A 15,219-nucleotide genomic window follows, 5' to 3' on the forward strand; every position below is an offset into this window, starting at 1 on the left:
TAAAGAATATTTTGAGATGCCGTACTGTTTAGCTGGGAATGCTTCATGTCTGCCAATAAGCTACTCCTAAAATTTGCCAGACGATATCCCGGCAGGATTTTCTTAACTGTGATGCTGGGCTTTTCTGGCGCGTTATTCAACGGTATCAGCACTACTCTGATTGTACCAGTGCTTTTAAGTTTTTTAGAGCATGCTATCGAGCTGCGCGGCGCTCCACCTCTAATTAAAACTTTGATGTATCCCTTTGAGGGAATGCCCGAAAATCAGCGTTTAATGTTGATGACTGGGGCGGTTGTGCTGGCAGTTTTTTTAAAAAATGTTGCGAGTTATATCAATACTTTAGTAGCTACTTCTCTGACGCGCTCTCTTACTTTTGATTTGCGAGAAGCAGGTTTGCGGTTGTTGTTAGAAGTAGATTTAGATTTTTACTCGAAAACTAAAGTCGGGGATTTAATTAATAGATTGGGCGGAGAGATTGGTCGGACTGCTAGTGCAGTTGGTACGGCCATCGGAATGTTTACTACGTCAATCACGGTTTTGGTGTTTGTGGGTCTTCTACTTTCGATATCATGGAAACTGACGGTGACAGCTACAATTTTGCTGGCGTTAGTTGCTTGGGCAAATCAATATATTATTAACCGTTCCAAGTATTTTGGCCACCTGCTTTCTGAAATGTCGAAAGATTATTCGGTTAGGGTGCTGGAAACCATTACTGGGATTCGGCTGGTCAAGTCAACGGGGAACGAGGAAAGGGAGTATCAGCGGATCAAGCATTTAATTCAAAGGCGAGAACAAGCGGATTTTCAGGCTCAGGTAAATTATGCGGCGATCGCCCCAATTAACGAAGTTGTTAATTTAATAGTTGTAATTTTGATTGTATTTATAGGTCGCACAATATTTGCCAATGAGATAGAGTCTATTTCTACAATTTTATTAACCTACTTATTGGTACTTTTTAGGTTAATCCCTTTAATTTCACAGTTAAATAGCGGGCGCAGTCAATTTGCTAATACGTCGGCTAGTGTAGAGGTGGTTAATAATTTTTTGAGCTGCGAGGACAAGCCATTTATGCTGAACGGTTCTGTGCCTTACACTCATTTGCAATCGGGAATTCATTTTAATAAAATATCTTTTAGTTATCCTAACCACAAAAATTTAGTTTTGCAAGGAATTGATTTATTTCTACCTCACGGCACTACTTTAGCTTTGGTAGGAACTTCGGGTTCGGGAAAGTCAACTTTGGCAGATTTACTGCCGAGATTTTACGATCCTACTGAAGGTCATATCTTGATCGATGGCAGGGATTTGCGCGAATTTGAGCTGAAAAGTCTGAGAAAAGCAATGGGTATTGTTAGCCAAGATACATTTTTGTTTAATGCTTCAGTGCGCGAAAATATTGCTTATGCTAGACCCCAAGCGACTGAGGAAGAAATTGTGGAAGCGGCGAAGGGAGCGAATGCTTACGAGTTTATCCAACTATTGCCGGATGGGTTGGAGACTCAAATTGGCGATCGGGGCGTGATCTTATCGGGAGGGCAGCGTCAGAGAATTTCAATTGCTAGAGCCCTGCTGCAAAACCCGGAAATCTTAATTTTAGATGAGGCAACGAGTTCGCTGGATACGGTTTCGGAAAGGTACGTGCAAGCGGCGATCGAGAAATTGAGTTGCGATCGCACAACGTTGGTAATCGCGCACCGCCTCTCCACAGTCCAAAAAGCCAACAAAATCGCCGTGATCGATCGCGGACAAGTAGTAGAAATGGGCTCCCACGAAGAATTGCTAGCAAAAGGAGGTTACTACACTCGCTTGTATTCAGTGCAATTTGCCGAAGAAACCGCTCGCGATGAAGCTCTAATTAGAGGTTCTTACGAAATTCGCACTCGTCTGACTCCCATGATAGCTTACCTCAAAATGCTAGTAGATGAAATGGTAGACTCTCCCGAAGAAAGAGACGAGTTAATCCGAGAATCATTTCACTCTGCTGCTAATATTTTCACTACTTTAGAATTTATAGAAAAGACTATTAAGCGTCAGGCTGTTAAAAAGTAGTCAGTAGTCAGTTGGCAGTGGGCAGTTGTTATTTTCCCAATTACCAATTCCCAATTACCAATTCCCAATTCGCAATTACCATGTCTAAATATTATGTATTTTTTACCCGAAATGTCTTGCCGCAACCCAATGTAGCGAGCTTAGTTCAAGTTGCCCACTCTGCAAATGCCGCAGCAAATCTCGGTTATCCAGCAGTTTTGGTATACCTCCGTAAAGGCTGGAGTTCTTTGAATCCGGTTGATTTGCTTTTTCCTTTTCAACCCAGGAAACCCGATGACAAACTTGCCAAAATTTACAATATTCAAGATAAATTAAAAGTAGCAGATTTACCGATGCCGTGGCCGATCAACCTTTTGGACAGCAAGTGGACGAGTTCCAGTACAATAGTATCAAAATACTATTTACCGATTCACCTGCTTAAATCAACTAAAATTGTCCACACCCGCGACTGGAACTTTGTCAAAGCAGCAGTTAAAAACGGAATTCCCGCTATCTACGAACAGCACCACCATGAAAACAAGCAATTTGAATCAGAAATTGTCCGCAATCCTCTGTTTCAGATTTCCGTAACTGTTGCCGATACAGTGCGAGACAGCATGATTTTGAATGGGATGCCGCCGGAAAAAGTAATTACGCTGCACAACGGTTTTAACCATTTGTTTCTCGCCAGACAAACAGAAGCTGCCCAGAATTGGCGACAGCAATTAATAGAAGATGAAAGACAATATTTAGCAGTTTATGCAGGCGGACTTTACCCGTTTAAAGGTGTGGATATGTTGGTGGATGTGGCTAAGGAATTGCCGCTGGTTCAATTTGCGATCGCGGGCGGTGATTCATCCCAAGTAACAGCCTACCAACAGTTAGCCAAATCCAAGCAAGTTAACAACATTAAATTTCTCGGCTACCTGCCTCAAAATCAACTGGCTAGCTTGCTGCAAGCAGCCGATGTTTTGACTCATCCTCACTGTTTGACAGAGGCCGCGACGTTCACATCTCCTTTAAAATTCTTTGATTACATGGCATCAGGAACTCCGATTGTTGCGACAGAGATTGCATCATTAATGGAATTTAAATCGGGAAATATAGCAGCAACTTGGTGCGAACCGGATAACCCGCACCAGTTCGCGCAAAGCATTCGAGATTGTTTAACCAAATATCCGAGGAAAAGCGAAGGTTATGCAGAAACAATGGATTTGGTCAAGCATTTTTCGTGGGAAAATAGGATAGAGAGAATTTTGAGTTATGTGGATGAGCAAGTGCGATCTCCGATAATTTAAAAATCCGTAGGGGCGGGTTTTACCAACCATAATTGCCTAAAACAAACAACCTCATAAACCCGCCCCGCCCACACGCAAAAACCAGATTTATTATTAGATATGAACCCAAAAATCATCGGCACAATCACCACCTACCCAGGCATGAACCAAAGCGACTGGCTGTGGCAACAAACCCCCCACAACTTCGGCAAATGGGACAACATTCAAATGCTCGCCAACCACCCAGAACCAGACTTTTTACTCATGTATCAATTCGACTTTCCCCAACCGCCCAAAAAGCAATCGTGGCTCGATAAAATACGTCGCTACAGGCATCAAAATCCAGAAAATGACGTTCTAGAAAAATTGCGCGGTGTCCCCAAGGAACGCATAATTTACCTGATCCGCGAGCCACCATTACCAGAAGTAATTGAGATTACCAAAGCCAACTACGAACAAGCCAAACTTTATTGCGGTTACATTTCCGGGCCCGACGATTTCGCACCCAAACCCGATTATATGCCCGCGATTTGGTATCACTCTAACTCGTTTCGAGAACTCGATGAAATGCCTGCGCCGCCGAAAAATAAATCCTGTTCTTGGATTACTTCAGGTGTTAGCCGCACCGCCAATCACCGCCAGAGATTAGATTTTATCAAATTGCTGCGATCGCAAGAATTGGATTTTGACCTTTACGGACGAAACTTGCCAACTTGGGCGCGCGGAAACGGCACTATGAACAATAAATGGCACGCCGTCGCACCCTACTATTACAACTTAGCTATTGAAAATTATGCAGAAAACGATTGGTATGTCAGCGAGAAGCTTTGGGATGCTTTATTAGCTTGGTGTTTGCCAATTTATTACGGCGGTTCGGCGGCGGATAAGTTGTTGCCGGCGGGGAGTTTTCTGCGACTGCCGAGCTTGGATGAGAAAGGAGTAGAATTTATTAAAGAGGTTGTGGCTAATGCGGATTATTGGCATGAAGCAAGGGAGAAAATTGCCGAAGCCAGACAAATCATTCTCCACGAATTGAACTTGCTCAATTGGCTGTCTAAGTTTGTATCTCAGGAAATAGCGCAATGACAGAAAACCAAAATCAACCCAGAGAATACGATGCCGTACTCGGTGCCCAATCTCAAGTGCCATTTGGTGCGACTGTCTTAGGCGGGGTTCCTGGTGTTAAGAGTCGGTTAGCTTCACCGATTGTCGAAGTCAGAATCACCGCACTGTATGAAGCGTTGAAATATGGAGAAGCTGGTTTAGACTTGATAATTCCGGCCTTGCAGGATGAATCAATAAAGGTGAAGTTGGCTGCATATTCGTTGCTGAAGGAGAGAGAGGAACCAAATATAAAAGAGAAGTTCCAAAAGTATTCGCCTATTTTTGACTTTGATGCGATCACTTTTGATGCTGAAGGAAAAGAAAACTGTCGCCGCCGTTATTATGCTCACTTCTTGCGCGAAGATTTAGGGAATCCAGTTGTGCTGGAAATGGTTTATATTCCCGGCGGTACATTTATTATGGGTTCGCCAGCAACTGAAAAAGGTAAAATATATGATGAAAATCCGCAGCATCAAGTAAAAGTACCCGCTTTTTATGCAGGCAAATACCCTATCACCCAAGCACAGTGGCAAGCAGTGATGGGAAATAACCCATCGTGGTTTCAAGGTGAAAAACTTCCTGTAGAAAAAGTATCGTGGAATATGGCAGTCGAATTCTGTGGCAAACTCTCGCAAAAAACCGGGAAAAAATATCGCCTCCTGAGTGAAGCTGAATGGGAATACGCCTGTCGTGGCGGTACAACAAGCCCATTTCATTTTGGGGAAAATATTACCCCGGAATTAGCCAACTATAACGGACACTACCCCTTGGCAAACGCCCCCAAAGGACTTTGCCGCGGAAAAACAACCGATGTCGGGAGTTTTCCTCCCAATGCCTTTGGACTGTACGATATGCACGGCAATGTTTGGGAGTGGTGCAGCGATAAATGGCACGATAGGTATGAGGGCGCACCAACTGACGGAAGTTCTTGGGAAGAAACTGGTACAGATAATTTCCGAGTGCAGCGTGGCGGTTCCTGGGCCAGCCATGCGGTCAGTTGTCGGAGTGCCTATCGCGTCAGGGGCTCGGTGGGCAACCGCGAATCGTATATCGGTTTTCGCGTGGCTCTGGTTTTCGGTTCTGTGCTTTAGTCTTCCTCGATCGCACTTTTCTACCATTTTACTAAATGATTCGGCGGTGGAAACTGCAACGACACAAACAAAGTCCGCCTTCGCGGACAAATAGATATGAATGGAATTTGCACCCTAGCCAACGATACAGTTTACGACCAACTAATTGCCTTGCTCAACAGTATTGAAATTATCTTAGGCTCAAATACTCCGGTCTGCATTTATCCTTTCGACGACCAAATAGAGCAAATTAAAGCTGAAATTGTTAACCGTCCCAACGTCTTTGTTTATGAAGATAGCGCATCTATTCAGCGATGGGATAAATTCATGCAAGCAGCCGCACCAGAGCGTTTGAACCGCAAAAAATTCCGGCTTTACGGCGCACACCGGCGCTTTTGCGCTTTCGACGGCCCGTTTGAAAAGTTTATCTATATGGATGCGGATACTTTGGTGATGAATTCCCTGGATGCGGTTTTTCAGAAGTTAGAGGAATCGGATTTTGTGGTTTATGATTTTCAATTTCGCGACCCAACTAAAGTATACAATATTCAGTCACCAAAACTCCTAGAAGTTTTTGAGCAAAATCGGATCGACTCGGAAATATTTTGTTCGGGATTTTACGCCAGCAAGCAAGGATTGTTTGAGCAAAATACTAGGGAATGGCTGTTAGCTCAACTGCAATCGGGCGAGGCGGAAATTCTCTATGAAGGTGCGGGAGAACAGCCGTTGCTCAATTATATGGTGATGAAAACGGGGATGAATAGCTATAATTTTGCTTACAGCCTCCCGGATGGCGAAAAAACCGGGTGCAGCGTCACTTCTAAACATTTTGAAGAGCAAGATCAGATTTTGTACGACAAGGGAAACCGACTTACTTACATTCATTATATTGGTGTGCCGCCGGATTTAATTCGGAGAGTTTGTGCAGGGGAAAATATTGAGTTTCCCTATCGCGATTTGTTCCTGCATTACCGCTATCTCCGCGAACCGTCCAAGCGTCCGATTTTTGCCCAAGCGCCAAAGTCTTATACTGAGGTTTCTGCGCCGAATTTGTTAAAAAGGGTATTGAGAAGGTTGAGGAGAAATGTATGAGTCGCGGTATTTATATTGTTGCGAATGATAAGGTGATCGAAAGTGCGATCGCCCTTTTAAACAGCATACGTCTGTACAATTGTCAAGTACCTGTTTTTCTGATTCCCTTCGACGACAATTATCAGCAAGTCGCAGCCGCACTCAGCCTTCTCCACGACGTGCGATTGTTCCCAAATGTGGAGTTTGTGGAACAGTTTACCAGAGAAATTGGCCAAACGTTCGATCGCAACTTTTTAGCCCTCCCCAACAAAATGCGAAAACTCGCCACCTGGTTTGGCCCGCTTGACGAATTTCTGTACATCGATACCGATATCATCGTCTTTGAAGACATCGCAGCCAACCTTAACAAACTATCAGAAGTAGACTTTTTTTGCTGCGACTACCACCACCTCAGCGAAAAACTGCGAAATGTATTTTCACCCGCTGTAAAAGAACAAAATATCTTTACCAAATCACAGCTTCAAGATGTATTTAACAGCGGTTTTTGGGCTTCTAAAAAAGGAACTATTACAGAAGCGCAAATGTATGAGATTTTGCGAGAATGTTCGCAGCATCGAGAATATTTTGACTTTAGTCAAAATGTCACAGACCAACCTATACTAAATTATATCATTCTCAAACTGATTCCCAAGCGCTGCAATCTTGTTAAAGATTCAGCAACCGAACCGGGAAGCTGGGCTGGTTCCCAGCATTTTCAGGAAATAAATTATGTTCTTTATGACAAAGGCAAAAGGTTAAAATATATTCACTGGGCTGGAATCCCGATTAAATCGGGCAGCCCTTATTGGAAACTTTGGAAACATTATCGTTATCTCAATGAGGAACAACCAAATTTAGTGCAAAAAATATTTCGCTCTTTGCATGGTGTGTTGAGCGCTGTTATAATATGCGATATTTTATCGTGTGTTGGGCGCTGTTATAATATTTGATAAAGCCGAGATATCTGCCAGGGGCTAACGCACCTTGCGCGAGAATTTAGGTGCATTGGCTGCTGTTTTGATAGTCGATAAATTCGATAAAGCCGAGATCATTCCCCAGCGCCCAACACACCCTACCGGAATATTTGGTAAAGGATTTAAAAAACTTAAAAATTATGACTAATGGTATTTATATACTAGCAAACGATGTGGTTTTCGACCACTTAGTCGCTTTGTTAAACAGTCTCGAAGTCAATGGGGCAAAAGATATTCCCGTTTGTATCATTCCCTATGATGATAGACTTAAAAAAGTGCGAGGAGAAATTGCAATTCGTCCTAATGTCACCCTCTTTGACAACACCGATTCAATTCATTTCTGGGAAGAGTTTGCAACTCAAGCTTGGACATCTCACGCCAAAGCTCAAAAAGTTTGGCAAGCTCAAGGTTTGAAATCAGTTCACTGTTTGACCAGGCATCGAAAATTATGCTGTTTTGACGGGCCTTTTGACAAATTTGTATATTTTGACGCGGACACTCTGTTAATGGGTTGTCTGGATTATATTTATCAAAAACTCGATCGAGTTGATTGGGTAGCAAACGATTTTCAATACAAATCAGACCTCAACTATGTATTTGACTTGTCCTCAGAGAAATTGCCACATATTTTCAATATTGACCAACTGCCCTCTCATACTTTTTGTACAGGTTTGTTTGCTTCCAAAAAAGAAATATTTAATAGAGAAAATTCAGTCCAACTGTTAGATAACTTAACATCAGGAGAAGCGGAAATTATGTGTTTGAGTGCATCTGACCAATCTTTACTTAACTATTTAGTCGCCCGCAGCAAAATCTCTTTTTACAACTTTGCATATGCTCAACCCGAACAGGTAACGGGAAATCATTGGTCTTCTCAATTTGATGTGATAGATAATGTTTTATATGATAAAGGACGGCGGCTTACTTATTTGCACTACATGAGTATTTCGGCTGCAAAGTTTACTCGATTGTGTGCTGGCGAAGATGTTGAGATTCCCTACCGAGACGTATTTCTCCACTATCGCTATTTGAATTCGCCGGAAACACAGCCAAAACTCGCGCCTCCAAATTTGTTGGTTCGCTTGGGGAGAAATCTCAAAACTTGGGGAAGTCAAAAAGTTAATAATTTTCAATTTAAGTTGCGGAATTTCTGGGATAGATAGCATCTAACTGTACTCTAACTGTACAAAGACTGAATCCACTCCCATTCGCGCCTTAAGCCTTCTTCTAAAGCAACCTGCGGCTGATAACCTAAGATTTTCTTGGCTTTAGACACATCAGCGCTAGTGTGTCGGGCGTCTCCCCTCGCAGCTTCAGTAAAATCTATCCGAATAGGTCGATCGACAATTCTCTCTATTGTATCAATAACTTCTTTTAAAACTACCCGACTTCCCCCACCAATATTAAAAACTTCCCCCGCAGCTTCCGGAACCTCAGCCGCTGCTAAGTTCGCCGCAACGCAATCGCTGATAAACGTAAAATCCCGCGTTTGCAATCCGTCGCCGAAAATTGAAATAGCCTCATCAAACAAAATCGACTTAAAAAACTTGTGAAAAGCCATATCGGGGCGCTGTCTAGGCCCGTAAACAGTAAAATAGCGCAGCGAAGTAGTCGGAAGACCAAAATTTTTGTAATAAAGCCCGCACAAACGTTCACCGGCTAATTTCGTAATTCCGTAGGGAGAAACCGGGTGCGGACAAGCATTTTCATTCGTGGGAAAAGATTCAGCATTACCGTAAATAGAAGAAGAAGAAGCATAGACAAACTTTTGCAATTTTGGCGCATCTTTTGCAGCTTCTAACAATACTTGGGTGCTGTTAATATTGCGTTCGGTATAACTGCGAAAACCATCGCCCCAGCTAGCACGAACTCCGGCTTGCGCCGCCTGATGAAATATTACCTTAACATCGGATAAAAGACTTCGCCAATTTAGAGACAAAATATCGCCTTCCACCAATTCAAAACCCGGATACTTTTCAAATCGTGCAATATTCTTGCGCTTGAGATCCGGATCGTAATAATCGTTGAACTCATCAACACCGATCACCGTGTCCCCTCTATTTAAAAGAGTTTCTACTAAGTTAGAGCCAATAAATCCCGCCGCACCCGTAACAATAACAATACTCATTAGATTTTAGATTTTAGATTTTAGATTTTAGATTTTAAAAATTTTACAGAAATTATTGCATAAGTTGTCCTATTCTTCTTTCTCTTTCTCTTCCTCTGCGTTCTCTGCGTTTCAAAAAACATCAAATAGGATAATCTTAGAGAACTATCAACCCCCTTCCTTCAGATAAAAAGAGGTTGATAGTTAACCTTTCATTGTTCAAAAGAATCTAAATCCAGCGCTTGGGAACCTCCGCGTTCTAACTCGATCAAAAGCTTACCCAACTGAGTCCAAACTAGCCAACCTGTGAGTACCGTCAGTGGCAAAGCTAGGGCATAAGAAAGTAGTTTTGGGAAGCCAAAAATCTCCATTCCAGAAGCTAAAAATACGCAAATACCGCCAGCCATTCCCAGAAAAGGTATGACCAATTGTAGCCTTGGCAGGTTAGCCAAGGTGCGAGTAGAACGATTTTTAGACCACTGTTGTACGGATTGTTTGAGAGTTGCTTCAAATGCTACACCGGAGGCCATCCCTGCTAGCAGTCCAGCCGACATTAAAAAATAGGGAGGTTCTGGAAAATAATACACGAATAATTCCTTAATTTGGGTAATTTGGGTAATTGGAAATGGGGAATGGGGAATTGGGAATTGGGAATTGGGAATTGGGAATTGGGAAGAGTAGAATTATTTTTCTTCCTTCTTCCTTCTTCCTTCTTCCGACTTCCATCGGACTGACATCCGTTACATCCGTTACAGAATCCGTTGCCGAACTTCCTTCTAATTAAAACCGAGTTAGCGCCGCTGCTCCTGCTGTGGAAAACTCCGTCAAAGCGCCTAGAGCAACGTTGAAAAGGCGACCGGGCTGCAAATCTTCCTTGACTAAGTTCCACAGGCTGCGAACTTCTTCGGTGTGGATTCGATCGTCCTCAATCAAAGCTAACATTAGCTGGCGTCTCAAAAACGACCCTTCCTCTGACAGCAAAAATTGCAAGCCTAGTTGTGCTGTGGGGAGCAAGTCGAAACTACGATCGGATCGGGCGATCGCGATCATGTCCTCTAACCTGTTCCACTGGAATTTGCCATCTTTGAATAATACCTCAATCAGTCGCCGCCGCAGTGCCGGAGATTCTCCGTTCAACAAACGCCGCGCTACATAAGGATACGCCACATCGACTATCTTGAAATCGGGATTCAGCGTCAGGGCCAAACCTTCTTCTGTCACCAGAGAGCGAATAATTAAGGCAAATTTCGCCGGCACCCGGAAAGGATAATCGTACATCAACTCCGAAAACTGGTCTGTAATCGTCTTAAAGTTAAAATCTGACACCTTTTCGCCGACGATATCACCTAATACAGATTCCAACGCCGGAACGATCGGCATAATATCTGTATCTGGTGTCAAAAAGCCCAGTTTGACAAAATCCTTGGCTAATTGTAAGTAATCTTTGTTGATCAAGTGAACCACAGAATCAACCAAAGTTTCTTTAGTTGTTTCTTCCATCTGATCCATCATCCCAAAATCAATGTAAGCCATGCGGCCGTCCGCTAAGGCAAACAGATTTCCCGGATGGGGGTCAGCATGAAAAAATCCGTGTTCCAGCAACTGCCGCAAACCGCTGCGGACTCCGACTTCAATTAAACTATCGGTATCCAAACCTGCGGCTTTAACACTTGCCATATCTGTCAGCTTGATGCCGTCAATCCATTCGAGAGTGAGAACGCAATTTGAAGTATAACGCCAGTAAATACTCGGAACTTTTACTGTCGGGTCATCGGCAAAATTTGTCGCAAATTTCTCGGCGTTGCGTCCTTCATTGATATAATCAATTTCCTCGAACAATTTGATACCGAATTCATCGACTATTAAACAAAGGTCGTGACCGAGATTCAGCGGCAACAAGGGGCCCAACCATCCAGCGGCCCAGCGCATTAAATAAAGATCCAGGCTCAAAACTGGCAGCAAATTCGGTCGCTGAACCTTGACTGCTACTGCTTCCCCGGTGAGGAGGCGAGCTCGGTAGACTTGACCGAGACTTGCCGCGGCGACAGGTTCGGGAGAGATTTCGCTATAGGTTTCGCTAATTTTGCGATCGAGTTCCGCTTCAATAATCTCGAAAGCGCGCACCGAGTCAAACGGCGGCAATTGATCCTGAAGTTTGATCAATTCTTCGAGAAAGTCTTTGCGGATCAAATCCGGTCTGGTAGAAAGGGCTTGGCCGACTTTAATGAAAGTGGGGCCCAAGCGAGTGAGTATTTGTCGCAGGTGGGCGGCCCGTTCCGGCTGGTGTGCTGCGACTTCGTGCTGCCAACTGTCCCACAGCATCCCCAGCACGAAGCCCGCAAAAGACCAAATAACGGTAATTGCGCGCCAAATTGCTTTCCAAGGACGGTTGCGGTAATACTGAGCGATCGCTTGTGGATCGTAGCGTCTAGCCTGAGTGAATTGATACTGAGGCACTCGTTTATTTTCCTCTTATCTTCTGAAAATTACAGGTTAAATTGAGAATTGGGCATCGGGCATCGGGCATCGGGCATCGGGCATCGGGCATCGGGGATGGAAGTCGAAAGTTCAAATATTATTTATTCTTCGTTCTTCGTTCTTCCTTCTTCGTTCTTCCCTCTTCCCTCTTCCTTCTTCCTTCTTCATCATTGACCGATCGCACTGCAAGTTTTAGGCGAGCGGAAAATGCACCCGTTCGAGGCGGATTGCTAGCCTAAATTTGTTTCTTTTCATTAAATATAGTACATAAAAGTACAAGTGATCGGTCAAAATACTTAACGGCTCTCCCTGACCGCTGCACATTCTCACAACACTGCAACCCTGCAATTCTTTTCTCCTCCTGCATTTCCCTCGCTGATGCCATCGCGCCAAAGCTACCGGATGCGATCGGCCTTTGCCAAGCAATCTTTCAGCCCATAAATCGTCCGCTCTTGTTGATCCCTCGACAGTTCCGGGAACATCGGCAAAGACAAGACTTCGCGACAAACTTGCTCAGCCTTTGGCAACTGACCTGCTTGATAAGCTAAAGATTTGTAAACAGGTTGCAGGTGCAAAGGTAACGGATAGTAAACCATCGAACCGATGCCAGCTTCCTGCAACTGAGCCCGCATCCAATCTCGAAAATTGCCAGAGGAATTTTGCGCCTCTTCTGGACTTGTCAGCCGGATCGTGTATTGATTCCAAACTCCTTTTGCTTCCGGCAATTCTTTGGGGAGGGCAACTCCGGGCACGCGGGAGAGAAATTCGCTGTAAAGTGCCGCTTTCTCCTGCCGCTGCGCGTTCCAACTGTCGAGATACCGCAATTTAATGCTGAGAATCACCGCTTGCAGGGCATCTAAACGGCTGTTGTACCCGATTTCTTCGTAGAAATATCTAGAAGACTGTCCGTGTTCTTTGAGCACTCGCATCGAAGCTGCGAGGGCTGGATCATTTGTCGTCACCGCGCCACCGTCACCGCAAGCGCCTAAATTTTTGGTCGGATAAAAACTAAAGCAGCCGACATGGCCGATGCTGCCGACTTTTCGAGACTGCCACTCGGCCCCGACAGATTGGGCGCAATCTTCAATTACGGCTAAATTGTGTCGAGTCGCAATTTCCATCAACCGAGTCATGTCTACCGGTTGGCCGAAGATGTGCACTGGCATAATTGCCTTGGTTTTGTCGGTAATTGCCGCTTCGAGGAGCTCGACATCCAGATTAAAAGTCTCGCTGTCAATATCGACAAATACTGGAGTTGCACCGACGGCGCTAATTGTCTCAGCCGAAGCAAAAAAGGTAAAAGGAGTGGTAATCACTTCATCGCCGGGGCCAATTTTGAGAGCACGCAAAGCCAAAATCAGCGCATCCGTGCCAGAGTTACAGCCCACGCACTCGGAAACTCCCGTGTAGTCGGCGAACTCTCGTTCAAAACTCTTCACGGCTGGGCCGCCTACGTAGCCGCCAGAGGCAAGCACTTTTTGCACCGCAGCGGTTATCTCGTCGCCAATCTGCGCGTATTGGCGGGTTAAGTCGAGGGGGGGAACATTATTCACTCTTCACACCACAAATTTCAAGCATTATCAAAGCAAATTCTTGCAGCAAAACTGTTTCTCAGAAACCTTTATTGCAATATCTTATATTTGGACAGGCAAACAATCACATTATCAAAAGGGTATGCCGGAGTTAATTGAGCTAGATTTTACAGATTTGGGTTGGGCTTTGGGGATGGTGGCGATCGCGATCGGGCTTTCGGCGTGGCAGGGATTGGGATTGGAGGGGGCGATCGCGATCGCCGCAGGGCGCACCCTGATCCAGCTAATCTTAGTCGGATACGTGCTCGCAGTCGTATTTGACCCGGAGGGGAAAAATCCTTGGCTGGTTTTAGCAGTTTTAGCAATCATGCTGACAACAGCTAGCATGGTTGCCAGCAACCGCATCAGCAAAAAAATCAAGAACTTACTGCCCTTAGTTTGGGGTTCAATTTTTATCAGTACGGCCTTGACTCTCGCCTATACAAACTTGCTAATTTTGCAACCTGACCCTTGGTACGAACCGCAATACCTGATTCCCTTAGCGGGTATGATTTTGGGCAATGCTATGAACTCCGGGGCGATCGCGGGCGAAAGACTTGTCAGTACAGTTAATAGCAGCCAGTTAGAAATAGAAACCCATTTAAGTTTAGGTTCGACGCCGCAGCAAGCAGTAAAGCAGTACCGCAAAGATGCGATCAAAGCTGGATTAATCCCGCTCTTAAATACAATGACGGTGGTAGGAATCGTGACTTTACCCGGAATGATGACAGGTCAAATGCTGAGCGGTATCAGTCCTCTCAATGCAGCATCTTACCAGATTTTGATTATGTTTGTGTTAGCGCTGGCAACTGTAATCGCAACTCTGCTGTTGACTGAGGGATTGTCCCGGAAGTTTTTTAATCAAGATGCACAATTGATAAAATGGTAATTAAGAATTGGTAATTAAGAATTGGTAATTGGGCATTGGTAATTGGGCATTGGGCATTGACAATGGGTAATATAATGTAGGTAGGAACTTGCATTTAGCCTTATTTTATTGAACAGGCTTTCCGGCCTGTTCCACACAGAGTGAGTTATCTTGTGGGGTGAGCCGAATAGCCCGCCCCAGTCATCACTAAGGAGAATAGCCATGATTCAAATAGCAAGTAAACCGCTAACTTTTGAAGAATTTGCGGAATGGAAGCCCGAAAATGCACGTTATGAACTGCACAATGGAGAGATTGTTGAAATGTCACAGCCATTAGGAGAGCATGAAGAAGTTATCAGTTTTTTAGGTTCAGAATTAAACGCTGAGTCTAGAAGGCTAAAACTTCCGTACATTTTCCCCAAACAAGCATTAGTTAAAAACCTCGAAAATGACTCTGCTTATTCTCCAGATATTCTGATATTAAATCGCCCCAATTTAGCATCAGAACCTCTGTGGCAAAAGTTCTCAACTGTGACTCAAGGCGCATCAATTCCGCTTGTTGTTGAAGTCGTTAGCACGAATTGGCAAAATGACTAGACCTCTTGCAAAAAAAATCTATGTTATAATTAAAGGTTTTGAATTTTAGATCTGAAAGCTAACTCATAATTGTA

13 protein-coding genes are annotated in these 15,219 nt (G+C 44.2%); 9 read left to right on the top strand and 4 right to left on the bottom strand.

The window, feature by feature from the left end:
* Positions 1-45 precede the first annotated feature (45 nt).
* The 7 genes from QUA77_RS21425 (at position 46) to QUA77_RS21455 (ending at position 8,687) form a co-directional block, all read left to right on the top strand.
* Positions 46-2,049: an ABC transporter ATP-binding protein gene (locus tag QUA77_RS21425; protein ID WP_333452381.1), complete on the top strand. Its 2,004-nt coding sequence runs from the start codon at positions 46-48 to the stop codon at positions 2,047-2,049.
* A gap of 80 nt (positions 2,050-2,129) precedes the next feature.
* Positions 2,130-3,326: a glycosyltransferase family 4 protein gene (locus tag QUA77_RS21430; protein WP_333041033.1), complete on the top strand. Its 1,197-nt coding sequence runs from the start codon at positions 2,130-2,132 to the stop codon at positions 3,324-3,326.
* Positions 3,327-3,425: 99 nt separating this feature from the next.
* The gene (locus QUA77_RS21435; RefSeq protein ID WP_333041034.1) at positions 3,426-4,391 is read left to right on the top strand and encodes a glycosyltransferase family 10 domain-containing protein; all 966 of its coding nucleotides are present in this window, start codon (positions 3,426-3,428) and stop codon (positions 4,389-4,391) included.
* Positions 4,388-5,500 (top strand): formylglycine-generating enzyme family protein, encoded by a 1,113-nt coding sequence (locus QUA77_RS21440; protein ID WP_333452383.1) that lies wholly within the window; start codon positions 4,388-4,390, stop codon positions 5,498-5,500. Before QUA77_RS21435 ends, QUA77_RS21440 begins: the two co-directional genes overlap by 4 nt.
* 96 nt (positions 5,501-5,596) lie before the next feature.
* Entirely contained in the window at positions 5,597-6,571 is a 975-nt protein-coding gene (locus QUA77_RS21445; protein ID WP_333452384.1) for an Npun_R2821/Npun_R2822 family protein, read from the top strand.
* Positions 6,568-7,500 carry an Npun_R2821/Npun_R2822 family protein gene (locus QUA77_RS21450; RefSeq protein WP_333452386.1) on the top strand — a complete coding sequence of 311 codons (933 nt, stop codon included), beginning with the start codon at positions 6,568-6,570 and terminating at the stop codon, positions 7,498-7,500. Before QUA77_RS21445 ends, QUA77_RS21450 begins: the two co-directional genes overlap by 4 nt.
* Before the next feature lie 164 nt (positions 7,501-7,664).
* Complete coding sequence (locus QUA77_RS21455; protein ID WP_333041038.1) at positions 7,665-8,687, top strand: Npun_R2821/Npun_R2822 family protein; 1,023 nt, start codon at positions 7,665-7,667, stop codon at positions 8,685-8,687.
* 14 nt (positions 8,688-8,701) lie between these two features.
* On the opposite strand, the gene QUA77_RS21460 is transcribed toward QUA77_RS21455, so the two are convergent.
* The 4 genes from QUA77_RS21460 to QUA77_RS21475 all read right to left on the bottom strand — a co-directional run bounded on the left by QUA77_RS21460 (position 8,702) and on the right by QUA77_RS21475 (position 13,662).
* Entirely contained in the window at positions 8,702-9,652 is a 951-nt protein-coding gene (locus tag QUA77_RS21460) for an NAD-dependent epimerase/dehydratase family protein (protein WP_333452388.1), read from the bottom strand.
* A 191-nt stretch (positions 9,653-9,843) separates the two neighbouring features.
* Positions 9,844-10,218: a hypothetical protein gene (locus tag QUA77_RS21465; RefSeq protein WP_333041041.1), complete on the bottom strand. Its 375-nt coding sequence runs from the start codon at positions 10,216-10,218 to the stop codon at positions 9,844-9,846.
* 193 nt (positions 10,219-10,411) lie between these two features.
* Positions 10,412-12,088 carry an AarF/ABC1/UbiB kinase family protein gene (locus QUA77_RS21470; RefSeq protein ID WP_333452390.1) on the bottom strand — a complete coding sequence of 559 codons (1,677 nt, stop codon included), beginning with the start codon at positions 12,086-12,088 and terminating at the stop codon, positions 10,412-10,414.
* Between the two features lie 416 nt (positions 12,089-12,504).
* A complete protein-coding gene (locus tag QUA77_RS21475; RefSeq protein ID WP_333452392.1) occupies positions 12,505-13,662 on the bottom strand; it encodes a DegT/DnrJ/EryC1/StrS family aminotransferase in 1,158 nt (385 codons plus the stop codon).
* Between the two features lie 121 nt (positions 13,663-13,783).
* Here QUA77_RS21475 and QUA77_RS21480 point away from each other — a divergent pair, with 121 nt between their 5' ends.
* Both QUA77_RS21480 and QUA77_RS21485 read left to right on the top strand, forming a co-directional pair.
* On the top strand, positions 13,784-14,569 hold the full coding sequence (locus QUA77_RS21480) for an ABC transporter permease (protein ID WP_333041045.1): 786 nt from the start codon (positions 13,784-13,786) through the stop codon (positions 14,567-14,569).
* A 201-nt stretch (positions 14,570-14,770) separates the two neighbouring features.
* Positions 14,771-15,145, top strand: a complete 375-nt coding sequence (locus QUA77_RS21485; RefSeq protein WP_333452394.1) for a Uma2 family endonuclease — start codon at positions 14,771-14,773, stop codon at positions 15,143-15,145.
* Positions 15,146-15,219 lie beyond the last annotated feature (74 nt).

Source organism: Microcoleus sp. K5-D4, from assembly GCF_036704575.1.
In the GTDB taxonomy this organism is placed as follows: domain Bacteria; phylum Cyanobacteriota; class Cyanobacteriia; order Cyanobacteriales; family Microcoleaceae; genus Microcoleus.